General features: G+C 56.9%; 27 protein-coding genes. 14 read left to right on the top strand and 13 right to left on the bottom strand.

The genetic code is table 11. The features are described 5' to 3' along the window. The first annotated feature begins 51 nt into the window (after positions 1 to 51). From AC1RN6_RS00135 to AC1RN6_RS00115, 5 genes are all read left to right on the top strand, one after another. A complete protein-coding gene (locus AC1RN6_RS00135) occupies positions 52 to 774 on the top strand; it encodes a DUF4197 domain-containing protein (protein WP_493002179.1) in 723 nt (240 codons plus the stop codon). A gap of 470 nt (positions 775 to 1,244) precedes the next feature. Next, the gene (locus AC1RN6_RS00130; RefSeq protein WP_493002178.1) at positions 1,245 to 1,958 is read left to right on the top strand and encodes an ABC transporter permease; all 714 of its coding nucleotides are present in this window, start codon (positions 1,245 to 1,247) and stop codon (positions 1,956 to 1,958) included. 20 nt (positions 1,959 to 1,978) lie between these two features. Further along, the gene (locus AC1RN6_RS00125; RefSeq protein WP_493002176.1) at positions 1,979 to 2,890 is read left to right on the top strand and encodes a glycine betaine ABC transporter substrate-binding protein; all 912 of its coding nucleotides are present in this window, start codon (positions 1,979 to 1,981) and stop codon (positions 2,888 to 2,890) included. Between the two features lie 10 nt (positions 2,891 to 2,900). Continuing rightward, positions 2,901 to 3,551: an ABC transporter permease gene (locus tag AC1RN6_RS00120; protein ID WP_493002174.1), complete on the top strand. Its 651-nt coding sequence runs from the start codon at positions 2,901 to 2,903 to the stop codon at positions 3,549 to 3,551. Next, positions 3,548 to 4,681, top strand: coding sequence for an osmoprotectant ABC transporter ATP-binding protein OsmV (locus AC1RN6_RS00115; protein ID WP_493002173.1), 1,134 nt, complete (start codon positions 3,548 to 3,550; stop codon positions 4,679 to 4,681). Before AC1RN6_RS00120 ends, AC1RN6_RS00115 begins: the two co-directional genes overlap by 4 nt. 71 nt (positions 4,682 to 4,752) lie before the next feature. Here the strand turns inward: AC1RN6_RS00115 and AC1RN6_RS00110 are convergent, their stop codons facing one another. Together AC1RN6_RS00110 and AC1RN6_RS00105 are read right to left on the bottom strand one after the other, a co-directional pair. Next, positions 4,753 to 5,232: a GNAT family N-acetyltransferase gene (locus tag AC1RN6_RS00110; protein WP_493002172.1), complete on the bottom strand. Its 480-nt coding sequence runs from the start codon at positions 5,230 to 5,232 to the stop codon at positions 4,753 to 4,755. Positions 5,233 to 5,278: 46 nt separating this feature from the next. Beyond that, entirely contained in the window at positions 5,279 to 6,703 is a 1,425-nt protein-coding gene (locus tag AC1RN6_RS00105) for a DEAD/DEAH box helicase (protein ID WP_493002170.1), read from the bottom strand. Positions 6,704 to 6,950: 247 nt separating this feature from the next. Here AC1RN6_RS00105 and AC1RN6_RS00100 point away from each other — a divergent pair, with 247 nt between their 5' ends. Next, positions 6,951 to 7,328 (top strand): heavy metal-binding domain-containing protein, encoded by a 378-nt coding sequence (locus AC1RN6_RS00100; protein WP_493002168.1) that lies wholly within the window; start codon positions 6,951 to 6,953, stop codon positions 7,326 to 7,328. A 69-nt stretch (positions 7,329 to 7,397) separates the two neighbouring features. Here AC1RN6_RS00100 and AC1RN6_RS00095 read toward each other — a convergent pair whose 3' ends face one another. Then, positions 7,398 to 7,715: a DMT family transporter gene (locus tag AC1RN6_RS00095; RefSeq protein WP_493002166.1), complete on the bottom strand. Its 318-nt coding sequence runs from the start codon at positions 7,713 to 7,715 to the stop codon at positions 7,398 to 7,400. 85 nt (positions 7,716 to 7,800) lie between these two features. On the opposite strand from AC1RN6_RS00095, the gene AC1RN6_RS00090 reads away from it, so the two are divergent. After that, positions 7,801 to 8,235 carry a winged helix-turn-helix transcriptional regulator gene (locus AC1RN6_RS00090; RefSeq protein ID WP_493002164.1) on the top strand — a complete coding sequence of 145 codons (435 nt, stop codon included), beginning with the start codon at positions 7,801 to 7,803 and terminating at the stop codon, positions 8,233 to 8,235. Positions 8,236 to 8,258: 23 nt separating this feature from the next. On the opposite strand, the gene AC1RN6_RS00085 is transcribed toward AC1RN6_RS00090, so the two are convergent. The 3 genes from AC1RN6_RS00085 to AC1RN6_RS00075 all read right to left on the bottom strand — a co-directional run bounded on the left by AC1RN6_RS00085 (position 8,259) and on the right by AC1RN6_RS00075 (position 10,451). Further along, on the bottom strand, positions 8,259 to 9,014 hold the full coding sequence (locus tag AC1RN6_RS00085) for an alpha/beta fold hydrolase (protein WP_493002163.1): 756 nt from the start codon (positions 9,012 to 9,014) through the stop codon (positions 8,259 to 8,261). 12 nt (positions 9,015 to 9,026) lie between these two features. After that, positions 9,027 to 9,506 carry a VOC family protein gene (locus AC1RN6_RS00080; protein WP_493002162.1) on the bottom strand — a complete coding sequence of 160 codons (480 nt, stop codon included), beginning with the start codon at positions 9,504 to 9,506 and terminating at the stop codon, positions 9,027 to 9,029. A 147-nt stretch (positions 9,507 to 9,653) separates the two neighbouring features. After that, positions 9,654 to 10,451, bottom strand: coding sequence for an inositol monophosphatase family protein (locus AC1RN6_RS00075; RefSeq protein ID WP_493002161.1), 798 nt, complete (start codon positions 10,449 to 10,451; stop codon positions 9,654 to 9,656). A gap of 188 nt (positions 10,452 to 10,639) precedes the next feature. On the opposite strand from AC1RN6_RS00075, the gene AC1RN6_RS00070 reads away from it, so the two are divergent. Both AC1RN6_RS00070 and AC1RN6_RS00065 read left to right on the top strand, forming a co-directional pair. Next, entirely contained in the window at positions 10,640 to 11,413 is a 774-nt protein-coding gene (locus tag AC1RN6_RS00070) for an RNA methyltransferase (protein ID WP_493002160.1), read from the top strand. Next, on the top strand, positions 11,410 to 12,126 hold the full coding sequence (locus AC1RN6_RS00065; RefSeq protein ID WP_493002158.1) for a pseudouridine synthase: 717 nt from the start codon (positions 11,410 to 11,412) through the stop codon (positions 12,124 to 12,126). The genes AC1RN6_RS00070 and AC1RN6_RS00065 overlap by 4 nt, the downstream gene beginning before the upstream one ends. Before the next feature lie 205 nt (positions 12,127 to 12,331). Here AC1RN6_RS00065 and hslO read toward each other — a convergent pair whose 3' ends face one another. Next, positions 12,332 to 13,252 (bottom strand): Hsp33 family molecular chaperone HslO, encoded by a 921-nt coding sequence (gene hslO, locus AC1RN6_RS00060; RefSeq protein ID WP_493002156.1) that lies wholly within the window; start codon positions 13,250 to 13,252, stop codon positions 12,332 to 12,334. 80 nt (positions 13,253 to 13,332) lie between these two features. Next, positions 13,333 to 13,857 (bottom strand): gamma carbonic anhydrase family protein, encoded by a 525-nt coding sequence (locus AC1RN6_RS00055; RefSeq protein WP_493002154.1) that lies wholly within the window; start codon positions 13,855 to 13,857, stop codon positions 13,333 to 13,335. A gap of 91 nt (positions 13,858 to 13,948) precedes the next feature. Here AC1RN6_RS00055 and AC1RN6_RS00050 point away from each other — a divergent pair, with 91 nt between their 5' ends. Beyond that, complete coding sequence (locus tag AC1RN6_RS00050) at positions 13,949 to 14,803, top strand: ferritin-like domain-containing protein (RefSeq protein WP_493002152.1); 855 nt, start codon at positions 13,949 to 13,951, stop codon at positions 14,801 to 14,803. Positions 14,804 to 14,950: 147 nt separating this feature from the next. Continuing rightward, positions 14,951 to 15,274, top strand: a complete 324-nt coding sequence (locus AC1RN6_RS00045; protein WP_493002150.1) for a hypothetical protein — start codon at positions 14,951 to 14,953, stop codon at positions 15,272 to 15,274. 51 nt (positions 15,275 to 15,325) lie between these two features. Here the strand turns inward: AC1RN6_RS00045 and AC1RN6_RS00040 are convergent, their stop codons facing one another. From AC1RN6_RS00040 to AC1RN6_RS00020, 5 genes are all read right to left on the bottom strand, one after another. After that, the gene (locus AC1RN6_RS00040) at positions 15,326 to 16,291 is read right to left on the bottom strand and encodes an esterase/lipase family protein (protein WP_493002149.1); all 966 of its coding nucleotides are present in this window, start codon (positions 16,289 to 16,291) and stop codon (positions 15,326 to 15,328) included. Between the two features lie 75 nt (positions 16,292 to 16,366). Then, positions 16,367 to 16,858, bottom strand: a complete 492-nt coding sequence (locus AC1RN6_RS00035; protein WP_493003466.1) for an RDD family protein — start codon at positions 16,856 to 16,858, stop codon at positions 16,367 to 16,369. A 231-nt stretch (positions 16,859 to 17,089) separates the two neighbouring features. Next, positions 17,090 to 17,734, bottom strand: a complete 645-nt coding sequence (locus AC1RN6_RS00030; RefSeq protein ID WP_493002147.1) for a DUF3106 domain-containing protein — start codon at positions 17,732 to 17,734, stop codon at positions 17,090 to 17,092. Positions 17,735 to 17,758: 24 nt separating this feature from the next. Continuing rightward, complete coding sequence (locus tag AC1RN6_RS00025; protein ID WP_493002146.1) at positions 17,759 to 18,169, bottom strand: DUF3619 family protein; 411 nt, start codon at positions 18,167 to 18,169, stop codon at positions 17,759 to 17,761. Then, positions 18,166 to 18,735 (bottom strand): RNA polymerase sigma factor, encoded by a 570-nt coding sequence (locus tag AC1RN6_RS00020; protein WP_050479669.1) that lies wholly within the window; start codon positions 18,733 to 18,735, stop codon positions 18,166 to 18,168. Before AC1RN6_RS00020 ends, AC1RN6_RS00025 begins: the two co-directional genes overlap by 4 nt. A gap of 526 nt (positions 18,736 to 19,261) precedes the next feature. Between AC1RN6_RS00020 and AC1RN6_RS00015 the strand changes: the two genes are divergently transcribed. The 3 genes from AC1RN6_RS00015 to ilvC form a co-directional block, all read left to right on the top strand. Next, positions 19,262 to 20,980, top strand: a complete 1,719-nt coding sequence (locus AC1RN6_RS00015) for an acetolactate synthase 3 catalytic subunit (protein ID WP_493002144.1) — start codon at positions 19,262 to 19,264, stop codon at positions 20,978 to 20,980. A 2-nt stretch (positions 20,981 to 20,982) separates the two neighbouring features. Continuing rightward, positions 20,983 to 21,474 carry an acetolactate synthase small subunit gene (ilvN, locus tag AC1RN6_RS00010; protein WP_007882202.1) on the top strand — a complete coding sequence of 164 codons (492 nt, stop codon included), beginning with the start codon at positions 20,983 to 20,985 and terminating at the stop codon, positions 21,472 to 21,474. A gap of 86 nt (positions 21,475 to 21,560) precedes the next feature. After that, positions 21,561 to 22,159 (top strand): ketol-acid reductoisomerase (gene ilvC, locus AC1RN6_RS00005; RefSeq protein ID WP_493002142.1); only part of this gene is annotated, 599 nt, incomplete at its 3' end.

Below are 22,159 nucleotides of genomic sequence, written 5' to 3'. Positions count from 1 at the left end.
CGCAAGCAGGGCGCGTATTATGATGGCACGGTCATTTCTTACGGAGTTTCCATGCCTCGCATTCGCACACTTTCCAAACCTTCATTCAAGCCGGTTAAACACGTTTCCATCGCTGCCGGCCTGGTCTTGTGCAGCACGCTGGCGTTTGCCTTTTCGCTCTCCGACATCAGCAATCAGGATGCAACCAGCGGGCTGAAGGCGGCGCTGGAGAAGGGCGCCAACGTCGCCGTCTCCAAGCTCGGCGTCGAGAACGGATTCCTCAACAACGACAAGGTCAAGATTCAGTTGCCAGGACCTTTGCAGCAAGCGATGCCGCTGCTGAAGATGACCGGGCAAGGGCAGAAGCTGGACGATCTGGTGGTGTCGATGAACCGTGCCGCAGAGTCCGCTGTACCTCTAGCCAAGCCTTTGCTGATCAATGCCGTCAAGTCGATGTCGGTGACGGATGCGAAAAATATTCTCTCCGGCGGCGACACTTCCGTAACGGATTTTTTCCGCCAGAAGACCGCCACGCCGCTGGGTGAAAAATTCCTCCCCATCGTCAAAAAGATCACGGACAAAAACGGTCTCTCGGCCAAGTACAACAGCACCATGGGGCAAGTCGCCAAGACCGGTCTGGTGTCGGGTGAGCAATCGACGGTTGAAGGTTACGTCACCCAACGTTCGCTCGACGGTTTGTTCTACATGATCGGCGAAGAAGAAAAAGCCATTCGCCGCGATCCTGTCGGCGCCGGCAGCGCCATCATCGGCAAGGTATTCGGTGCGTTGAAATAGCGCTTCAGCGCTTTTCCGCGGCAGGATAATTTGCGCTGATTCCAGGCGCAAAAATTACCCGAAAACAATAAAAACCGGCCTGAAAGCCGGTTTTTTCACGTCTACAGATTCGGCGGTTATGACTCCTTGAAATGTCATTCCTGGACTTCATTAAGCAATTCGGTTATAGTGACGGCTGTCCCAGCGACAAATCTTGTTCAACTACTAAGTAATTCCTGACCCGTCTACGGGTTGTCTCGTTCTCCGGCGTGCCGCTTTTCCTTGCAGGCCGGGATGCATAAATCGTCGATCGCGCAGCTCGCTGTTTCACTGCCATCGATTTCATCGCCGCTTCTTGCGGCATCGGTTCGTATCCAAACGATCTGCCCTGCGAGGGCAAGCGAACCACGAAAAATAGTCAAACGCGCTGTCGCGGTTTCGGTATCGGCATTTCAATGATTTCGACCATGGCGGCCACACAGGGGGTAACCATGACGCGATGTTTCCGCAACGTCATCGGTGGCGCAGCCGTTTCCGTGCTCGTCATCGCCGGCCTGATCCAATGGATCGGCATGGACGTGATCATTCAATACCGCAGCGATCTGATCTACTACACCGGCAAGCATTTGCAGCTAGTGGCGTGGTCGATGCTGCTGGCGACGGCAGTCGGCATTCCGGCCGGCATTCTGCTCAGCAGGCCGTCGGTGGCGCGACGCGCCGAGTATTTCATCCAGATATTCAATATCGGCAACACGATTCCGTCGATTGCCGTCCTTGCGCTGGCGCTTGCGTTCTTCGGCATCGGCAACTGGCCGACGATCGTCGCGTTATGGCTGGCGTCGCTGCTACCTATCGTGCGCAATACGTTTGAAGGCTTGAAGAACGTGCCGGCGGCCATGCGCGAAGCTGCCAAAGGCATCGGCATGAAGCCGTATCAGGTACTGTTTCGCGTGGAGCTGCCGAACGCCTTGCCCATCATCGTCGGCGGCATTCGCACGGCGCTGGTGATCAACGTCGGTACTGCGCCACTGTCGATGCTGATCGGTGGCGAGAGTCTGGGCGGCCTGATCTTTCCCGGCATCTATCTGAACAACCATGGCCAGTTGCTGTTGGGCGCTGCGGCGACCGCCTTGCTGGCATTGTTGCTGGACGCGATGGTCAGCCTGCTCAGCAACTGGTACTTGTCGCGCCGCGGCCTGGCATAACAATCAAGGGGAAACGCACCATGAAAAAAATATATTTCACTCGCGCCTTCATCGCGTTGACATTGATGCTGGGTCTGTCGACAGCGGGGCAGGCACAGGCTTCCAGCCTGGTTGTCGGCGGCAAGAACTTCACCGAACAACTGATCCTGTCTCAAATGACTGCGCAATACCTGAGCGCCAAAGGCTATGACGTCGATCTTAAGAACGGCCTCGGTTCGACGCTCATGCGCAAGGCGCAGGAAAGCAATCAGCTCGACATCGTCTGGGAATACACCGGCACTTCGCTGATCGTCTACAACCACGTCGACGAAAAACTCGACGCCGAGGCGTCCTATGAGCGTGTGAAGGAACTTGATAAAAAGATCGGCCTGATCTGGCTCAACGAATCCGCGCTCAACAATACCTATGCCTTTGCGATGCCACAAAAGCTGGCCGACGCGCAGGGCATCAATACGCTGGAGGACCTCGCCCGGCACATCACACAAGAGAAGCAGGCCGGTGGCAAGCCGCACCTGATGGGCGTCGATTATGAATTCGCTTCTCGCCCCGACGGTCTCGATCCGATGCAAAAGCTATACGGTTTTCAGCTCGACCGCAGCGAGGTCAAGCAGATGGATCCGGGTCTGGTCTACACCGCCTTGCGCAACGAGCAGTTGTATGTCGGCCTGACCTATTCGTCGGATGGCCGCATCAAGGGTTTTAATCTAAAGCTGCTGGAAGACAACAAGGGTTACTTCGCGCCTTACAAGGCAACGCCGGTGGTGCGTCAGGAAGTGCTGGAGCAAAATCCGGAACTGGCCGAACAGCTCAACGCGTTGTCCGCCGCGATCGACACCGAAAAGATGACCGAGATGAACAAGCGCGTCGACATCGACCAGGAGCCCGTGGGCAAGGTCGTCACCGAATTCCTGCAGCAGCAGGGTCTGATATGAGGAGCCGCCCATGAATCTGATTCAATACCTCTTCAGCGACTGGCACAACATCCTCAATTTGACGCTGCAACATCTGAAACTGGTCGGCATCGCCGTCAGTCTGGCCATCGTGATCGGCGTGCCGCTGGGCATTGTAATCACGCGGCATCGCTGGCTGGCGACACCCTTGCTCGGTCTCGCCACCGTAGTGCTGACCTTGCCGTCGATTGCCCTGTTCGGTCTGATGATTCCGGTGTTCTCGCAATTCGGCGCCGGCATCGGACCCTTGCCGGCGATCACGGCGGTGTTCCTGTATTCGCTGCTGCCCATCATGCGCAACACCTTCCTCGCGCTCGACAACATTGACAGCAGCATCCAGGAGGCAGGCATCGGCATCGGCATGACTTTCTGGCAGCGCCTGCGCATGGTTGACCTGCCGCTGGCGGTGCCGGTGATTCTCGGCGGCGTGCGTACCGCCGTGGTGATGAACATCGGCGTGATGGCGATTGCCGCCGTCATCGGCGCGGGCGGACTGGGCGTGCTGATCCTGCATGCGATCAGCCAAAGCAATATGCAAAAACTGGTTGTGGGCGCTGTGCTCATCAGCGTGCTGGCGATTGTCGCCGACGTGCTGCTGCAAGGCCTGCAACGAATTCTGACACCGAAAGGACTGCAAAAATGATCGAACTCGACCAACTCAGCAAAACCTATACGCAAAAGGATGGCAACCTCGTCAAGGCAGTTGACTCCGTCAGCCTGAAAGTGGCCGAAGGCGAGATCTGCGTCTTCCTCGGTCCGTCCGGTTGTGGCAAGACCACCACCCTGAAAATGATCAACCGCCTGATCAAGCCGACGTCCGGCCGGGTGCTGCTGAACGGCGAAGATACGACCGGCATCGATGAAGTCAGTTTGCGCCGCCACATCGGGTATGTGATCCAGCAGATCGGCCTGTTCCCGAACATGACGATCGAAGAAAACATCACCATCGTGCCGCGCCTGCTCGGTTGGGACAAGAAGCGCTGCCGCGAGCGAGCGACAGAATTGATGGCTATGGTGGCACTGGATCCGGCGAAATTCCTGAAACGCTATCCGCGTGAATTGTCGGGTGGACAGCAGCAGCGTATCGGCGTGATTCGCGCACTGGCGGCGGATGCGCCGGTGCTGTTGATGGATGAACCGTTCGGTGCTGTCGATCCGATCAACCGTGAATCGATCCAGAACGAATTCTTCCAGATGCAGCGCCAGCTCAACAAGACGGTGATCATGGTCAGCCATGACATTGACGAAGCGATCAAGCTGGGCGATCAGGTGGCGATCTTCCGCGCCGGCAAGCTGGTGCAGTTCGATCATCCTGACACCTTGCTGGCGCGTCCCAAGGACGATTTCGTCAGCGCGTTCGTCGGTCAGGATCACACACTGAAGCGCCTGTTGCTGGTGCGCGCAGGCGATGCAGCAACGACGCCTGCGACGGCGCGCCCAGGCTTGCCGCTGCAAGATGCAATGACGCTGATGGACGATCAGGATGCACGTTATCTGACGATCACCGACAACGACAACCGTGCGCTGGGCTACGTCAGCCGCCGCGATATCCGCGGGGCGCAAGGCGTCAGCGGCGACAAGGTCAAGCCGTTCACGCTCAACGCCACGCCGGATGAAAATCTGCGCGTGGTGCTGTCGAAGATGTACAAGCACAGCGCCAGCTGGATGCCGGTCATCGATGCGGAAGGGATGTATCTGGGAGAGGTGACGCAGGATTCGATTGCTGACTATCTCAGTTCCGGCAAGTCGCGCGGGCAGAAGCTGGCTGCCTGAAGTTCTGCGGCATCTGTAGCGTTGTAATAAAAAAGCCCCGGATGTCCGGGGCTTTTTTACGTTCTTGTACTTTACAGCAGGCGGTGCATGAAGATGGCTTTGCCGGTTGTCGGATTCAATTCATATCCGCTGAAACCGCTGGTCGCATAAAGAGCGCGCGCGACCGTATTGCCTTCCAACACTTCCAGGGTGATCTTGCAGCAGCGCAGCTCGCGTGCGCAGTTTTCCACGGCTTGCATCAACCGCTTGGCAATGCCGCGTCCGCGATAAGCCGGCGCCACGGCAAAGTCATGGATATTGAGCAGCGGCTTGCAGGCGAAGCTGGAGAAGCCTTCGATGCAATTCGCAAAACCGGCTGGCGTATCGCCGTCGAACGCCAGGAAAACATGCACGGAAGGGCGCTTGCGCAATTCATCGATCAGATGGGCGCGGACAAAATCGGTGATGCCTTCGCCGCCGCCCATCAGATCGGACGCATACGCATCGAGCATGTCGAGAATGGCGACGCCATGTCGCGGATTGTTGAGATCTGCCTTGATGACGTCGATCATTTCTGCCACTCCGATACCTCGCGTTGTTTAGTCGAAAGCAGCTATTTTACCTGCCGCGACCACCGGAGCGATGAGTCGATGCCGATGGACGTGCAGCAGGTCCGCGGTTTTGTGCAGGACCCTGGCCTTGTGGCTTGGCAGGGCCGCCTTGACGAGGCTTGGCCGCTGCTTGTTGCCCTTGGCCATTGCCGGCACCCGGTTTTTTCGGTTGTTGCGCACGACCGCCACCACCACCGCCAGCGTTGCCGCCACGACCACCGCCGCCACCCTGGCGACGTTGACCGCCACCGCCACCGCTGCGCAGTTGAATCGGCTGTGGCTTTGCCTTCGGATCAGGTTCGAAACCAGGAATGATTTCGACCGGGATTTCGCGCTTGATGAAGCGTTCGATGTCGTGCAGCATGTCGCGCTCGTCGACGCACACCAGCGATACGGCAGAGCCGGTTGCCCCTGCGCGGCCGGTACGGCCGATACGGTGGACGTAGTCTTCCGGAACGTTCGGCAGATCATAGTTGACCACGTGCGGCAACTGGTCGATGTCGATGCCGCGTGCAGCGATGTCGGTAGCGATCAGCGCTTGCAGCTTGCCATCCTTGAACTCGGCCAGTGCGCGGGTACGTGCAGCCTGGCTCTTGTTGCCGTGGATCGCCATGGCGGTGATGCCGTCGCGTTCCAATTGTTCGACCAGCTTGTTGGCGCCGTGCTTGGTACGGGTGAACACCAGCACTTGTGTCCATTTGTGCGTGTTGATCAGATGCGCCAGCATTGGATGCTTCTTGTCGCGGTCGACCGGATGGATCTTTTGGCCGATCACTTCGACGGTCGAATTGCGACGCGCGACTTCGATCATTGCCGGCGAATTCAGCAGGCCGTCGGCGAGTGCCTTGATTTCGTCGGAGAAGGTCGCCGAGAACAGCAGGTTCTGACGCTTCTTCGGCAGGATCGCGAGGATCTTTTTGATGTCGCGGATGAAGCCCATGTCGAGCATGCGGTCGGCTTCGTCCAGAATCAGGACCTGGATATTGCGCAGGTCGACGGTGTTCTGTTGCATGTGATCCAGCAGGCGGCCTGGTGTTGCGACCAGAATGTCGACGCCTTGCTTGAGCTGGCGAATTTGCGGATTGATGCCGACGCCGCCGAAGATGCAGGCGGAAGTCAGCGGGAGATATTTGCCGTACAGACGGACGCTTTCTTCAACCTGTGCAGCCAGTTCACGTGTCGGAGTCAGAATCAGTGCGCGGATCGGCACATGACCATTGATCTTGACGCGTTCAACCGACGACAAGCGTTGCAGCAGCGGCAGCGTGAAACCGGCGGTTTTACCCGTGCCGGTTTGCGCGCCTGCCAGCAGGTCGCCGCCGGCGAGCACTGCAGGAACGGCTTGCGTCTGGATGGGAGTTGGCGTGGTATAGCCTTGTTCGGTTACGGCACGAACGATTTCCTCGGAAAGACCGAGAGCGGAGAATGACATAGTGGAATTTAAAAATATCGGCCTGTCGCCGCAGTGGGCGCCAGTCGCAGGCAAACGGGATTGAAACGTCGGGAGGACAGCGGACTTTGACTGGAGAATGTGCCGCACGGGGCGCAGTATAACAGCAGAAGTCCGGAAACAGGTGTTTCTCTGCAATTGCCTGTTGTGTCAGAATGTGAGCGGCGATTTTCTGCCCGCTTGTTATTGCCGAACTCTTACTAACATCAACAATATTTGGGGTCAAAGAATGATAGGGAAATTCACGAAGTATGTTGTCACAGTAGCCATGCTGGCGGTGGTCGCCGGTTGTGCGTCTTATCGTACCGATACCGATACCACGTTTGCGTCGACCAAAGGACTATCGAACACCAACAAGATCGTCATCAGCGAGACCGCCTTGTCCGGCAAGAAGTACAAGGAGCTTGGGCTGGTAGAAGGAGAAGTCAAGAAGTTGACGATTTTCCATCGTGATCCAACCAAGGAACAGGTCGACATCATCCTGTCGGACAAGGCTGCGGCGATGGGGGCCGATGCGGTGATCAATGTAGTCTACAAGAGCGGTATCGGCATGACGACCTGGGGTTACATCGAAGCCAAGGGGACGGCAGTCAAATTTGCCGATTGATTGTCCTGGCAATGTTCGTTTGTGAAAGCGGCCGTCCTCATGACGGCCGTTTTTTTATCTTCAGACCGATCATGCATCCAGCAAACGCAAGCCAATTGTGCCGGCAATAATCAGGGCAATGCACAGCAGGCGCAATGGCGACAAGGCGTCATTGAACAGATAAATGCCCAGTACCGCCACGCCGACCGAGCCGGTGCCGGTCCAGATGGCGTATGCCGTGCCGGCCGGCAAATTGCGCATCGCCAGCGTCAGGAACAGCACGCTGCATGCGGCTGCGCCGATGCCGATCAGGCTGGGCGTGAGTTTGGTCCAGCCGTTTGCATACTTGAGCGCGATCGCCATGATAATTTCCACTACACTTGCCAAAGACAGGTAAATCCAAGCCATGTGTTTCTCCGTAATGAATCGATTGAACAGGCGCTCAGCATAGGCAGAGGGCGAAAGTGCAACAAGTAGGTACTTTTTGGTAACCATGAAACCCGCAAACAACATTTCTGCAGAAGAGCCGCCAACCGATATTTACAGCCTCGCCTGTCCATCGCGCAAGGCGCTGGAACTGGTCGGCAGCAAATGGGCCTTGCTGATCTTTCCGGCGCTGGCGGCAGGGCCGATGCGCAACAATGCCTTATTGCGCAAGATCGAAGGCATCTCGCAAAAGATGCTGACGCAGACATTGAAAGAGCTGGAGCGCAATGGCCTGGTAACGCGCTGTAATCTGGAGACGGCGGCGCCGCACGTGGAGTATGAATTAAGCCCGCTGGGCGAATCGCTGAGCGAAACGCTGATTGCACTGGATAACTGGGCGGAACGGCATCACAGCGATTTGCAGCGCGCGCGTGAACAATTCGACAGCGATGAAAAAGCCGGCGAACAAGTCGCCGGGCGTATCGTGCATAAGTTGAAATGAGTTGAAATAGGCTGGTCAGTAAATCAGCTCGACTGCGCGGCCAGAAAATCCAGCACTGGCGGCAACACCAGCTTGCTCTGCATCAGCCCGCCGAAATGCGTTACGCCGGGCAGAGATACAAAGGATGCGCGCGGCAGCAATTCGGTACAGCGTTTCACCGCTGCATGACGCGCATCGGCATCGCCGCAAAACATCAGACAGGGCATGTCGATCAAGGGCAGCAATTCTTCCATTGAGACGCGTGGCTGTTGCGCTGCTGCTGCCAGAGCGTGCAAGTCATTGGCGCGGATCATCATCTTCACTTCGGCGGAGATCCGTTCATTGAGCACCGACTCAAAGGCAGTGATGAACGCTGCCGGATCCGAGCCGTCGAGTCCTTTGAACGCATTCCAAGTGGTGTCAGCATAGGGATGGGCCGCACCGAGGATCAGCGACCGCAGGCGATGCCGGGCATGGCGCACCATGCCGTAGCCGACCCAGCCACCCAATGAATATCCGCAGTAGTCGACCTTGTCGATGCCGAGCTCGTCGAGTATGGCGACTACATCTTCGGCACGTTGCTGCAGCGTGTAGGCATTGGTGTCGTGCGGCTTATCGCTCAGGCCGTGGCCCAGGGCATCGATGGCGATGACGCGATAGTGTTGCTGCAAGACTTCGGTGAAACCGAAAAAACGCCAGGCTTGCGAGCTGCTGGTGAAGCCGTGATGCAGGAGCAGGTCAGGGCCTTCGCCGCTGATTTCGTAATGGATGCGCCGGCCGGCGCTGGTGACAAATGGCATGGAGACGAGGGTCTAGGCTGGAGTAGGTTTACACTTCTTGAGCAGCGCTTGCGAACGGATTCGGATTTCTTCGTTTGACAGATCTTCCTTGTGCGTGGCGATCGACCAGATGTGGCCGTAAGGGTCGCGCAACACGCCTGAGCGGTCGCCGTAGAATTGGTCCTGCACGGCGCGCAGCTTGGCGGCGCCCATGGCGACGGCCTGGTTGAAGATAGTGTCGACGTCGTCGACGTAGATCAGCATGCTGACACCCGCGCCGCCCAGTGTCTTGGGGCAATGGATGCCCATTTCGATGAACTCGTCGGCCAGCATGACGCGTGCATTGCCGATCTGAATTTCAGCGTGCCAGATTTTGTTGTGGGGACCGTCAATGCGCATGACTTCGGTCGCGCCAAAGGCTTTCTCGTAAAACTCAATAGCGCTGGCGGTGTCGGAGACGATCAGGTAAGGCGTGACGCTGCTGTAGCCTTCGGGAATGGGATTGACTGCCATGCTCGTCTCCTTGGGTGGCTGGGAAGCGCGCCGCAAATCGAATTGAATCGCAGCGCCTCCCTGGCGTAACTTGGTGACTGCTCCGGCTCTCCGGCCGGATTGTGATAAGTGGTACGTAATGCGTGATGCCGCACTGAAGTCTGAATCTTATGCGAATTCGGACAGCAAATTGACTTGCTGCGAGAAAATCTTTGGATTACCGGCCAGGACGTCGCCCTTGTACAGGTAATCCGCCTCGCCCTTGAAGGTGCCGACGATGCCGCCTGCTTCCGTCACCAGCAGCGAACCGGCGGCGATGTCCCAGGGCTTCAGGCCTTTTTCGAAGAAGCCGTCGAGACGGCCGGCGGCGACGTAGGCCAGGTCCAGCGCAGCAGCGCCCGGACGGCGCAGGCCGGCGGAGTTTTCGGTCATGACCTTGAACATCTTCATGTATTCGTCCAGGCCGTCCATGTCGCGGAACGGAAAGCCGGTGCCGATCAGGCCGTCGGCGATCTTGTCGCGCTTGCTGACGCGGATGCGCTTTTCGTTCAGGTAGGCGCCGGCGCCTTTGGAGGCGGTGAACAGGTCGTTGCGGGTTGGGTCGTAGACCACGGCTTGCGTGATGATGCCGCGCTGTTGCAGCGCGATCGAGACGCAGTATTGCGGGAAGCCGTGAATGAAGTTAGTGGTGCCGTCGAGCGGATCGATGATCCAGACGTTTTCATTGTCATCGTGCAGGTTGGCAGATGGGCCTGACTCTTCCGCCAGGATGGCGTGGTCGGGGTAAGCGGTCTTCAGGACCTCAATGATGGCGTCTTCCGCTGCCTTGTCGACTTCAGTCACGAAGTCGTTGTGCTGCTTCTTGGTGACCTTGAGCAGAGAGACGTCGAAGGACGCGCGATTGATGACGGCAGCGGCGCGGCGGGCAGCCTTGATCGCCGTATTGAGCATTGGGGGGATAAGCATCCTGAGGGTTCCGTTAAAATGGCGTCTTCGCCGCCGGTTTCGTTACCGTCGGGAGAAGTTGCACAACAATGAAATTAATGAGCGGTGCAGCGTCCGAAAATTGCCAATTTGATATCAAAAGGGCATTGCCGAGCCTGTTTTAAGGCTGGCTTACGAGGTTTTCGGGCGTGCGAATACCGCTATTTTAAATGAACACGCCCAAAATCGATAATTCTGTTTTCAAACGCCTGCGTTTCGTGTTGGTGGAAACCAGCAGTCCAGGCAATATCGGCGCAGCTGCCCGCGCCATCAAGACCATGGGTTTCGGCGAGCTGGTGCTCGTCAATCCACGGTTTCCCAATGCTGTGCAGGAAGAGGCCGCAGTTGCTTTTGCCAGCGGCGCGCAGGACGTCTTGTCCGGTGCCCGCATCGTGTCGAGCATCGAGGAGGCGCTGCAGGATTGCAACTTTGCCGCTGCGATCAGCGCACGGCTGCGCGAGTTTTCGCCGCCTGTGGTGACGCCGCGCGCGATCGCCGGGCAAGTCGCCGGCGACAGCGGTCTGAAGGCGGCGCTGATTTTCGGCAACGAACGCTTCGGTTTGCCGAACGAACTGGTGCAGAAATGCAACGTTCTGATCAACATCCCGGCCAATCCCGACTATTCGTCGCTCAATCTGGCGCAAGCGGTACAGGTGCTGGCCTATGAGTTTCGGATGGCGGAGCTGGGCGATCACAGGCAGGCGACCGATATCGGCTTTCAGGGCGAAATGGCTGGCGTGGCGGAAATCGAGGGCATGTTCCGGCACCTTGAAGAAGCGCTGGTGGCCATTGAATTCCTGAAGCCCGACAGTCCGAAGAAACTGATGCCGCGCCTGAAACGTCTGTTTTCACGCACGCAGCTGGAAACCGAAGAGGTCAATATTCTGCGCGGCATTGCTCGCCAGATTCTGACACCCAAACAAGAAAGAAAGCCCAAGGAATGAGTAAGTTGAGTCTGGATCGCATCCTGCAATCGCAAGGTTTTGGATCGCGCAAATATTGCCGGTCGCTGATTGAAGACGGCGAAGTCGTCATCAACGGTGAAGTGGTCGACGATTATCGTTTGACGCCGGATACTGAAGGTCTGGTTTTTACACTGTTCGATGAAGAGTGGACCTATCGCGAACACGTTTATATTGCGCTCAACAAACCGGCCAATTTCGAATGCTCGCGCAAGCCCAGCCATCATCCGGGTGTGCTGACAATTTTGCCGGAACAGTTTTCCTGGCGCGATGTGCAGCCGGTCGGGCGGCTGGATCATGACACCACCGGTTTGTTGCTGATGTCGGATGACGGATCATTCATTCATGCGCAATCGTCGCCCAAGCGCCATGTGCCGAAGGTGTATGCGGCGACTACGCACGATGCCGTCACGGATGAACTGATTGCGCAATTGCTGGGTGGCGTGCAACTGCATGACGAGCCGGCGCCGCTGGCCGCCGTGACGTGCCGCAAGCTCGATACGCATTTGCTGGAGATCGTGCTGGAGCAGGGCAAATATCATCAGGTCAAACGCATGCTGGCGGCGGCCGGCAATCATTGCAGCGCTTTGCGCCGCGTCGCCATCGGCGGCTTGCAACTGGATGCGCTGGAGCTGGAAGAGGGCGAGTGGTGTTATCTCGATGCGGCGCAACTGGCGTTGCTGGTGCCGGCTTAAGTTTGATTGTTGTCTGCTGGAGTTTGATATGCTCCGTATCGATGAATCATAAGCACCGTCGTCCCAGCGAACGCTGGGACCCAGTGGCGTACTCGACGACTATGGATGGAGCCTGTGGAGCGAAAGACGCCGGGTCCTGACTTTCGTCAGGACGACAGCATCGGTGAGGCGAGCTGCAGTGGCGTTGAAAGACAGCGCCGCAACATCAATGACGCGTGTCGGTTTGCGGCACGGCGTCTGCAGGTGTCTCAGGAAGAAAGAGGTGGGCACAATCGATCGCGTCAAACTCATAGTGCTGACCGCAGAAGTCGCAGCTGATGCCCAGTTTTTCCTGGCTTGCCAGCGCTTCTTCGATCTCCGTCTGACCCAGCATCTTCAACATCCCGCCGACTTTTTCGCGCGAGCAGGAGCAGTGGAATTCCGGATGCTCCGGTTCGAAAACGCGGATGGATTCTTCCCAGAACAGGCGACGCATCAGCGTTTCGATATCGGTGCTCAGCAACTCTTCATTGCGTAATGTGTTGCCAAGCATGGAAAGCCGGTTCCAGGTTTCCAGCTCTTCCATGGGCGCGTTTTTACCGCCCAGTGTCGGCAGTTTTTGCAACAGCACGCCGCGCGCAACCTTGTCGTCCGCAGCCAGCCACAGCTTGGTGTCGAGCTGCTCGGAGCGCAGCATGTAGTTTTCAATCACGGTCGCGATGTTGTCGCCGTCCAGCGGCACGATGCCTTGATAGGCCTGCTGGCCGGGCATCTTGTCTTTCGGATCAAGCGTGATGGCAAAACGGCCATCGCCGTTGGCGTTGACGAGTTGCTCCAGTGTGGCGTCTTCCGGCACTTCGGCGCCTTCGACGACTTTGGCCGTGGCGCGCAGGCGCAACTCGGAGTCGCATTCAACGACCAGCAACTTGACCGGGCCGTCGCCATGGATCTGCATGACGATCATGCCGTTGAATTTGAGATTGGCCGACAACAGCGCTGCTGCCGACAGCATTTCGCCGAGTAGCGTTTTTACTGCGATCGGATAGTCGCGGCGCGCCAGGATCTGTTGCCAGGTCGCAGAAATTTCCACCAGCTCCCCACGAACCGGCGCATCTTCAACCATGAATTTTTGCAGCGTATCTTTCATTGTTTCTTTCTATTGCTTACTGATGCACACGAGAGGCGGCTGATGCCGCGTCGTGTTGCGTGCCTTGTTTTAATGACGCGTCAGGCGATGCGTTTGAGACTGGTTTTGAACAATTGTGCGCGTTCGACATAACCGTCGGTGCCGGCGCGCATGCGGGCGATATCTTCTTCCGTCAGGGTGCGCACGGCTTTGGCCGGCGAACCGATGATCAGCGAGTTGTCCGGAAACTCCTTGCCTTCGGTGACCAGTGCACCGGCGCCGACCAGGCTGTTCTTGCCGATTTTGGCGCCGTTGAGCACGATGGCCTGGATGCCGATCAGAGCGCCTTCGCCGATGGTGCAGCCGTGCAGCATGGCTTGATGGCCGACGGTGACGTTTTTGCCGATGTTCATCGGGTAACCGACGTCAGTGTGCAATACTGCACCCTCCTGAACGTTGCTGTTTTCACCGATGGTGATTAATTCATTGTCGCCACGAATACTGACGTTGAACCAGACGCTGGCATGCTCTTCGAGCTTGACTTTGCCGACCACGACGGCCGACTCGGCGACGTAGGCAGTCTCTGCGATTTCCGGCGTGTCTTGTTCCAACTTGTAAATTGCCATAATAAAATTGTCTCCTCGGTTAATCGAGAACACAGACATCCATATTGGGACGGACTGTGTTGCATCAACCCGTCATTTTACCGCTGCTTGTATGAATTCACCTTTGAACTCTTCTTTGAATGCCGATTTGCCCGGCGACAATTTTTTTATTGCGGCCGAATTGCGTCGGGGCGCCTTAAGCTGCCTGATCCAGACGGAGAGCGCCGTGAAGGTTGCCAGCGTTCACGTGCTGGCAAACGAGTGGCATGCAGGGCGTCTCGCACTGGATAGCGGCGCTGCCTTGTCGGCGGATGGAGCTGCCATTCCCGGCAGGCCTGCGCAGCCTGAGCTGGTGCCGCCGTTGCAGGTGAAGCATCGCTCGATGGTAACGGATGAAGGACGAGCCGCGATGATCCATGCACTGGCACATATTGAATTTAACGCAATCAATCTGGCGCTGGATGTGATCTGGCGTTTTCCGGACATGCCGGAGGCATTTTATGTTGACTGGCTGCAGGTGGCGAGTGAGGAGGCGTATCACTTTTCTTTGCTGGCGGCGCACTTGCGGGTACTGGGTTATGCCTACGGCGATTTTCCTGCGCACAACAGTTTGTGGGATATGGCTGAAAAAACGCGTTCCGACATTCTTGCCCGCATCGCGCTGGTGCCGCGGACGATGGAAGCGCGCGGCCTGGACGCAGCGCCGCCGGTACGCAACAAACTGGCGCAGGCTGGGGATCAGGCTGCGGCGGAGATTCTCGATATCATCATGCGCGATGAAATCGGCCACGTCGCCATCGGTAACCGCTGGTATGGCTGGCTGTGCGAGCAACGCGGTCTTGACCCGATTGCAACGTTTGCGGACTTGTCGGTTGAGTTCAAGGCACCGGTGATGCGCGGTCCGTTCAACATGACGGCGCGCCGTGCAGCGGGTTTTACGGATGAGGAATTGGCCTTGATGGTGTAACGGCGGCGTGTTCGAACTTAGCGCACTTCGGGAAGAAATCTTTACCGTTTTATGGTGTCCGAGAGAGTGTGGTCCCGGCGACGTGTTATCGTGCCGCAGGATGTTTTTCACGCGTCCTTCGGACGATTTTGATTTTGAAAGGGTAATATGAAATTCACTAAATTGATGGGCGCGATGCTGACAATCGGCGCGGTGGCGCTGGCGGTTTCCGCTTGCCAGAAAAAAGAAGAAACCCCTGGCCCGGCGGAAACGATGGGCAAGCAAATCGACAGCGCGGTGAAGAACGCCGGCGATCAGGCTGCGGTGGCAGCCGGCAAAGCGCAGGACAAGGCAAATGAAGCCGGTCAGAAACTGGATCAGGCCATGAGCAAAGCCAAGGACGAGGCCAACGATCTGACGCAAAAGGCCGGAGAAAAGATTGAAGCTGCGGGCCAGCAGATTCAGGACGCAGCCAAAGACGCCAAGAAGTAGGCACAGACGCAGTCGAACAGTCTGCCTGCCTGTGTGGCGTATCGATGTAACTCAGGAAACCCGCATTTCCCCATGCGGGTTTTTTATTTTGTCGGCCTTGTGGATTTCTTCGATGACGAGGGCCTGGATCGTCGGATCGAGCGCCAGGGCGACATGGCCGATGCCGCTGATCGGTATGTTTTCCGCACCGGGCAAATGAGAAGAAATTTGCGGCGACACGATATTGTCGTGATGCGAATAAATCGACAGGATGACGGCCCGGGTCGCGGGGTTTTCTGTTGCGGCCAGTTTGTGCAGCCATTCGCTGCTGGTGCCTTCCTCTGCACGGCCGAGCCAGTTCATTTCGCCGCAATTGATACCGATGCCGAAGTTGGCGATGGTGGTGCCGTGATGCGGCGTGCCGAGCGTGATGACTTTTGCAATGTTGGCATGACCGTGGTCGCGCAGATAGGCGCGCGCCGCGAGGCCGCCCATACTGTGCGCGACGATGACGATTTTATCCTGACCGCTTTCAGTGACCAGGCGTTGCACGGCTTCGTGCACGATAGGCGCATAGCCGTCGATGCTGCCGAACACCGGCTCCATGTCGACGGCGTAGTGGGTGATGTGGGCTTCGCTGAGCGCCTGGCTCATCCAGTGCCAATAGCCGCTGTTGCAGCCGTAGCCGTGAATGAGCAAGACCGGCAGGGATGTCGTGTCAGTGAAGATGCGTTTGTCGAAGCGCTGAAAAGGCATGCCCCAGGAAGAGCAGACCATGGTGGCGCAATATTCACCGGCAAATAAGCGGAAGATTCCGGGCCAGGTCAGTTCCGGAGTGTGGGCGGATTTGGCGCGATACGGCCATGTCAAAAAGAAGCTGTTGGCCGTGATGGAGGCGCGAAACAAAGCAACCAGAGCAAGGCTGAGGACGATCGCCAGAGGAACGTTGGTGACGTGCAGTTTGACGAGCAGAAGATAGAACAGAATGCCAACGCCAAATTGGGTGAGCAGCAAGGTTCTGGCGATGCGAGCGATCATGCAGCGGCGGCCTCGTGAAGATGAGCAAACGGCTAGCGTAACAGGATTGCATGACCGTTTTGTTTCAGTGTGTCCCTATTGTTTCTTTTTGCGTGGATTCAGATCGACAATGCGCGTGCCGGCAATCCTGTCGTGCAGGAACTGACGTTGCGGGTCAAGGTAGGCCAGTGCCGCCCAGACCAGGAGGTTGGCGACGGGAATCCACACCAGCATCCAGTTCTTCGCACCCAGAGCCCAGGCGAGTGCCAGACCCGGAACGAACCACAGCCAGCTCAGCAGGAAGCGGGCCAGAGCGCGCAGTGTGCTGACAGGTAAGTTATCGTTGTCCACCAGGCGAATGCGCCAGGTTTTCATTGCCAGCGTCTGGCCGCCGTGGGTCCAGAACCAAATGAAATACAGTCCCAGGATGACGAACAGCCAGCTTTCCAGCGCGTGGCGCAGGTACAGCGCATGGCGTTGCTGGAGCAGGGTGGAGAACAGCCACGCTGAAATAAACAGCACGCCAAACAGCAGCATGGACTCATACACCATGCTGCACAGGCGGCGTCGGAGGGAGGGCGTGGGCATCGTGTCCGATGCCTGGTTCGAGGTGCTGTGCAATGTGGCGCTCAAGGCTGTCTCTTCTCTTGATAATGAATCTGGCGCGCTGATGAATTGAACATGCGCCGGCGGCATAAGAGGCTCATCATACGCGGCGTCATTTGTGTTCGCCATGAAAAAATGCCATGCCGGCGTTCTGGCGCGGACATGGCATTTACGTTTTCGCCCGGGATATTTCGTTCGGGTTTGCTGTTCAGTTTATTTTGTTTCGACCGGCGCGGGGGCTGGGGCTGCCGGAGCGGTGATCGCAGGCTGGGGCGCCAGGGTTTGCTCCAGTGCTTCCTGCGGCAACTGGATTGTCGGTGCGGCTTTGCTTTGTGTCGCAGGCAATGCCGCGACATGTTTCGGCAATTTGGCTTGCGACAGCTTCTTTTTCTGTTCTTCCGACAATTGCTGGTATTCCTTCCACTGGGCCGATTTCTTGTCGGCATCCAGCTTCTTTGCGCGGGTATAACTTTCACGAACCGCGCGGCGCTGTACTGGAGTCAGTTTGACCCAGTCACGCATGCGCTCTTGCAAACGATCTTGTTCCGCCTTGTTCATGGACGCGAACTTGTTGCCAATGACCAGCCACTTTTCCTTGCTGTTCAAAGGCATTTTGTTCCATTCGCCGGCCAACGGTGCCAACGCATGTTGCTGCGCTGGATTGAGTTCGGTCCAGGTCGGTTTGGAATCAGGTTTTCTTGCTACCTTCGACGGGGTAGGTTGCGAGACGGATGGTGTAGTCGTTGCAGGGGGTGTCGGAGAGGTGCCTTGAGCGAGAACCGTGGCGCCGGCCAAAGAGGCAAGCAGGACGACTATCGCAACAGGAAGGTTCAATATCTTGCGTGTTGCGTTGCTCATTGAAGTCCGGATACGCACCATCAATTATTCGCCTTGCTGCGCCAGATAGGCGTTGAAACCGTGGTCGAGATACGCCGACAACGGTAATTCATCAGACAGCACGCCTGCATCGATTTCGGCGAGTTCGCTAATACGCTGTTGGTGTTCGTGCTCGTACAGGCCGGCAAACAGCATAATGCCCGCCAGCAACGGAATGGCAACGCCAAGGCGGCCAAGCCAGGCAAACGATTGTGGCTCACGGAAGCTGCCGCCCATGGCGCCAGCCAGTGCAAATTGTGGCACCACAGCGCGGACCGGAGCGGTTTTTTTCTTGCGTGCAAGTGCAACGCGGCGTGCTTCAGCCAGGCTTTGCGTGGTGGATTCGGGCAGGTGTTCCAGATTTGCATCCAGAGCACGCTTCACCCGATAGGCAAATTGTAGTTCTTTGTTGTTCATAAAGTGATTCCTTTAGCCCGGAGTGCTTGAGCCAGGGCGTGTGTGGCGCGAGAACAGTGGGTTTTGACGCTGCCCTCGGAACATCCCATTGCGGCAGCTGTTTCTGCGACATCCATGTCTTGCCAGTAACGCATGAGGAAAGCTTCGCGTTGACGAGTCGGGAGTTTTTGTACTTCGGCGTCAATCAATGCGAGTGTTTGCTCGCGCTCAACCTTGTCTGCGCTGGACTCGGCCGCCTCTGTGCCTTCTTCCGCTTCGTAGCTTTCCAGCAGGTCGAAGTCCTCCTGGCTTTCGGTATCGCGGCCGATGCTGGAGAACAGGCTGACCCAGGTAGTACGGACTTTTTCCCGGCGGAAAAAGTCATGGATGGTATTTTGAAGGATGCGTTGAAACAGGAGGGGGAGTTCGTTGGCCGGCTTGTCGCCATATTTCTCCGCCAGTTTGATCATTGCATCCTGAACGATGTCGAGTGCGGCTTCATCTTTGCGCACGGCGTAGACTGCCTGCTTGAAGGCGCGGCGTTCGACATTTTCGAGAAAATCGGAGAGTTCTTTGTCAGTTGCCATGCAATGCGGCTTGTGGATGTGCAGCCGGGAATAGATGAGTCGAATGCATTTCCGACATGTTGGTGGAATGTACGGATTTGTAACAAGAGCGCATGCTAGCAAAAAAGCCCTTGTTTGTGGTGGTGTTTATCGGAAATGCGCAATTTCCGGGCGGTTTTGCGGCTTACTCAAAGAAATTCGCTTGACCAAAATGATGCGACGCATTAACGTGTCAGTCCGCTTCATCAACATGAAGTTCTATGGTCTTTACCGTGGCTACGCATAATGTAGCGATTGTCAAAGACGCGCTTTATTGAAAAGCTGTTTGTTCTAACCCGCGCCACAAGCGCGAGAAATTTGTAACGGTGTGCTTGCACCAAGGCTGAACGAGTCGCGCTAAGCGGCATTTTGAACCTCACTACGGTTGGGGCGCAGAAATGACGTGACCGCACAAAGAAGGGATGCCGGAGGAAGCAAGTCGACCAGTGCGATTTCGTCAGGAGAGAACATCCGATCAATCTCCAATGGACCTTGAAAGGAAGTAGTAATGAGTGCAGAAAACCTCACCGGCGCGGAGATACTCGTCCGTTGCCTGGCTGAAGAGGGCGTTGAGCACGTCTTCGGCTATCCCGGTGGCGCCGTTCTTTATATTTACGACGCTATCTTCAAGCAAGACAAATTCCAACATATCCTGGTACGCCACGAGCAGGCTGCGGTGCATGCAGCGGATGCCTATTCGCGCAGCTCCGAAAAAGTCGGCGTCTGTATCGTGACTTCCGGTCCCGGCGTCACCAATGCGGTGACCGGTCTGGCGACCGCGTATATGGATTCGATCCCGATGATCGTGATTTCCGGCCAGGTGCCTTCGACCGCCATCGGTCAGGACGCCTTCCAGGAATGCGACACCGTTGGCATCACGCGTCCTTGCGTCAAGCACAACTTCCTCGTGAAGGATGTGAAGGACCTGGCCGCGACGATGAAAAAAGCATTCTATATCGCCACGACCGGCCGTCCAGGCCCGGTGCTGGTCGATATTCCCAAAGATATCTCGATGCACACCTGTGCTTACGAGTATCCGAAAACCGTCGAAATGCGTTCGTACAAGCCGGTCGACAAGGGTCACTCGGGTCAGATCCGCAAAGCGCTGCAACTGTTGCTGACGGCTGAGCGCCCGATGATCTACACCGGCGGCGGTGTGATTCTCGCAAATGCTGCACCGGAACTGAACAAGCTGGTGGATCGCCTGGGTTTTCCTTGTACCAACACGCTGATGGGCTTGGGCGCTTACCGTTCCACCAGCGACAAGTTCGTCGGCATGCCCGGCATGCACGGCACCTACGAAGCCAACATGGCCATGCAGCATAGCGACGTGCTGATCGCCATCGGTGCGCGCTTCGACGACCGCGTGATCGGCAATCCAAAGCACTTTGCATCGAATGCCCGCAAGATCATTCACATCGATATCGACCCGTCGTCGATTTCCAAGCGCGTCAAGGTCGACATTCCTATTGTCGGCAACGTCAAGGACGTGTTGCAAGAGTTGCTGACGCAGCTCGACGCATCCGAAACCAAACCAAATGCGCCTGCTGTTGCGAACTGGTGGAAGCAGATCAACAAGTGGCGCGAACGCGACTGCCTGAAGTTTGCAACCTCGGATGAGTTCATCAAACCGCAAGCCGTGATCCAGAACGTCTGGGAAATCACCAAGGGCGACGCTTTCGTTACGTCCGACGTCGGTCAGCATCAGATGTGGGCTGCGCAATATTATGGCTTCGATAAGCCGCGCCGCTGGATCAATTCCGGCGGTCTGGGCACCATGGGTGTCGGCTTGCCGTACGCTATGGGCGTGCAAAAAGCCAATCCGGATGCAACTGTCGCCTGTATCACCGGCGAAGCGTCGATCCAGATGTGTATCCAGGAACTGGCGACCTGCAAGCAATATCATCTGACGCCAAAGATCATTCTGCTGAACAACCGTTTTCTCGGCATGGTTCGCCAGTGGCAGCAAATCGATTACGGTTCGCGCTACTCCGAGTCGTACATGGATTCCTTGCCCGACTTCACCAAACTGGCCGAATCGTATGGTCACGTTGGGATGAAGATCGAGAAGCCGGGCGATGTGGACGGCGCGCTCAAGGAAGCGTTCGGCATGAAAGACAAGCTGGTCTTCATGAACTTCATTACGGATCAAACCGAAAACGTCTGGCCGATGGTCAAGGCAGGTAAGGGTTTGACTGAAATGCTCTTGGGTTCGGAGGATCTGTAATCATGCGCCATATTGTTTCTGTACTGCTGGAAAACGAAGCCGGCGCTCTGTCCCGTGTGGTGGGCTTGTTCTCCGCACGCGGCTATAACATCGAGACTCTGACTGTTGCACCTACCGAAGACGCCACCTTGTCGCGCATGACCATCGTGACCAGCGGCTCGGACGACGTGATTGAACAAATCACCAAACACCTGAATCGCCTGATCGAGGTGGTGAAGGTCGTGGATCTGACTGAGGGCGCGCATATCGAGCGCGAACTGATGTTGATCAAGGTACGTGCCGTAGGCAAAGAGCGTGAAGAAATGAAGCGTACTGCGGACATCTTCCGCGGTCGCATCATCGACGTCACCGAAAAGACCTATACCATCGAATTGACAGGTAACAAGGGCAAGCTGGACGCGTTTATCGACTCGATCGACCGTGCGGCGATTCTTGAGACTGTTCGTACCGGCGGCTCCGGTATCGGCCGCGGCGAACGGATCCTCAAGGTCTGATGCACGACCATCGCTGGTAGTTCTATAGCTCTCTCTGTATTTAATTCAGCATTTAATATTTTAAAAATTAGTTAATAGGAAAAATCATGAAAGTTTTTTACGACAAAGACGCAGACCTGTCCCTGATCAAGAACAAGAACGTGACCATCATCGGTTACGGTTCGCAAGGCCACGCGCACGCGCAAAACCTGAATGATTCCGGCTGCAAAGTCACCGTGGCATTGCGCAAAGACGGCGCATCGTGGAACAAGGCCAAGAACGCCGGCCTGAACGTTGCCGAAGTCAACGAAGCGGTCAAGGGCGCCGACGTCATCATGATCCTGCTGCCGGATGAAAACATCGGCCAGGTCTATGCAGAAAACGTGGCGCCGCACGCCAAGCAAGGTGCGACAGTCGCGTTTGCCCACGGCTTCAACATTCACTACGGTCAAGTCGTGCCGCGCGCCGACCTGGACATCATCATGATCGCACCGAAGGCTCCAGGCCACACCGTGCGTTCGACTTACACGCAAGGTGGCGGCGTGCCGCACCTGATCGCCGTGTACCAGGACAAGTCCGGCACTGCCCGTGACGTCGCCCTGTCGTACGCCACCGCCAACGGCGGCGGCCGTGCCGGCATCATCGAAACCAACTTCCGTGAAGAAACCGAAACCGACCTGTTCGGCGAGCAAGCGGTTCTGTGCGG

This window comes from Herbaspirillum sp. GW822-FHT03A08, from assembly GCF_058801885.1.
This window is presented reverse-complemented; position numbering and strand designations above follow the sequence as displayed.

Coding starts and splice junctions, on each gene's coding strand:
- AC1RN6_RS00135 (WP_493002179.1), top strand. CDS start 52: ATGCCTCGCATTCGCACACTTTCCAAACCTTCATTCAAGCCGGTTAAA.
- AC1RN6_RS00130 (WP_493002178.1), top strand. CDS start 1,245: ATGACGCGATGTTTCCGCAACGTCATCGGTGGCGCAGCCGTTTCCGTG.
- AC1RN6_RS00125 (WP_493002176.1), top strand. CDS start 1,979: ATGAAAAAAATATATTTCACTCGCGCCTTCATCGCGTTGACATTGATG.
- AC1RN6_RS00120 (WP_493002174.1), top strand. CDS start 2,901: ATGAATCTGATTCAATACCTCTTCAGCGACTGGCACAACATCCTCAAT.
- AC1RN6_RS00115 (WP_493002173.1), top strand. CDS start 3,548: ATGATCGAACTCGACCAACTCAGCAAAACCTATACGCAAAAGGATGGC.
- AC1RN6_RS00110 (WP_493002172.1), bottom strand. CDS start 5,232: ATGATCGACGTCATCAAGGCAGATCTCAACAATCCGCGACATGGCGTC.
- AC1RN6_RS00105 (WP_493002170.1), bottom strand. CDS start 6,703: ATGTCATTCTCCGCTCTCGGTCTTTCCGAGGAAATCGTTCGTGCCGTA.
- AC1RN6_RS00100 (WP_493002168.1), top strand. CDS start 6,951: ATGATAGGGAAATTCACGAAGTATGTTGTCACAGTAGCCATGCTGGCG.
- AC1RN6_RS00095 (WP_493002166.1), bottom strand. CDS start 7,715: ATGGCTTGGATTTACCTGTCTTTGGCAAGTGTAGTGGAAATTATCATG.
- AC1RN6_RS00090 (WP_493002164.1), top strand. CDS start 7,801: ATGAAACCCGCAAACAACATTTCTGCAGAAGAGCCGCCAACCGATATT.
- AC1RN6_RS00085 (WP_493002163.1), bottom strand. CDS start 9,014: ATGCCATTTGTCACCAGCGCCGGCCGGCGCATCCATTACGAAATCAGC.
- AC1RN6_RS00080 (WP_493002162.1), bottom strand. CDS start 9,506: ATGGCAGTCAATCCCATTCCCGAAGGCTACAGCAGCGTCACGCCTTAC.
- AC1RN6_RS00075 (WP_493002161.1), bottom strand. CDS start 10,451: ATGCTTATCCCCCCAATGCTCAATACGGCGATCAAGGCTGCCCGCCGC.
- AC1RN6_RS00070 (WP_493002160.1), top strand. CDS start 10,640: ATGAACACGCCCAAAATCGATAATTCTGTTTTCAAACGCCTGCGTTTC.
- AC1RN6_RS00065 (WP_493002158.1), top strand. CDS start 11,410: ATGAGTAAGTTGAGTCTGGATCGCATCCTGCAATCGCAAGGTTTTGGA.
- hslO (WP_493002156.1), bottom strand. CDS start 13,252: ATGAAAGATACGCTGCAAAAATTCATGGTTGAAGATGCGCCGGTTCGT.
- AC1RN6_RS00055 (WP_493002154.1), bottom strand. CDS start 13,857: ATGGCAATTTACAAGTTGGAACAAGACACGCCGGAAATCGCAGAGACT.
- AC1RN6_RS00050 (WP_493002152.1), top strand. CDS start 13,949: ATGAATTCACCTTTGAACTCTTCTTTGAATGCCGATTTGCCCGGCGAC.
- AC1RN6_RS00045 (WP_493002150.1), top strand. CDS start 14,951: ATGAAATTCACTAAATTGATGGGCGCGATGCTGACAATCGGCGCGGTG.
- AC1RN6_RS00040 (WP_493002149.1), bottom strand. CDS start 16,291: ATGATCGCTCGCATCGCCAGAACCTTGCTGCTCACCCAATTTGGCGTT.
- AC1RN6_RS00035 (WP_493003466.1), bottom strand. CDS start 16,858: ATGCCCACGCCCTCCCTCCGACGCCGCCTGTGCAGCATGGTGTATGAG.
- AC1RN6_RS00030 (WP_493002147.1), bottom strand. CDS start 17,734: ATGAGCAACGCAACACGCAAGATATTGAACCTTCCTGTTGCGATAGTC.
- AC1RN6_RS00025 (WP_493002146.1), bottom strand. CDS start 18,169: ATGAACAACAAAGAACTACAATTTGCCTATCGGGTGAAGCGTGCTCTG.
- AC1RN6_RS00020 (WP_050479669.1), bottom strand. CDS start 18,735: ATGGCAACTGACAAAGAACTCTCCGATTTTCTCGAAAATGTCGAACGC.
- AC1RN6_RS00015 (WP_493002144.1), top strand. CDS start 19,262: ATGAGTGCAGAAAACCTCACCGGCGCGGAGATACTCGTCCGTTGCCTG.
- ilvN (WP_007882202.1), top strand. CDS start 20,983: ATGCGCCATATTGTTTCTGTACTGCTGGAAAACGAAGCCGGCGCTCTG.